1 protein-coding gene is annotated in these 249 nt (G+C 66.3%); it reads left to right on the top strand.

The annotated features are described in order from the left end of the window. Window positions 1-249: hypothetical protein (locus SB751_RS33600; RefSeq protein ID WP_410749445.1), on the top strand; the 249-nt coding region annotated here is incomplete at both ends.

The raw sequence follows: 249 nt of genomic DNA, 5'->3' as shown, positions 1-249 counted from the left end.
CAGAGCACGATGCTGTTCGAGCGCTTCATCAGCGAGGAGCGCGGCGAGCCGCCCGACATCGACGTCGACTTCGAGCATCAGCGCCGGGAAGAGGTGATCCAGCATATCTACGACAAATACGGACACAATCGCGCCGCGCTCGCGGCGGCCGTCTCGACGTATCGCCCGCGCGGCGTGCTGCGCGAAACCGGCAAGGCGCTCGGTGTCGATCCGATGCTGGTCGATCGCGTCGCGAAGGCGCATCGCTGG

This window comes from Cupriavidus sp. SIMBA_020 (genome assembly GCF_046535395.1).
Classification (GTDB): Bacteria; Pseudomonadota; Gammaproteobacteria; order Burkholderiales; family Burkholderiaceae; genus Cupriavidus; species Cupriavidus campinensis.
Note: the sequence above shows the minus strand (reverse complement) of the source record. Positions and strands in the feature narration are given on the sequence as shown.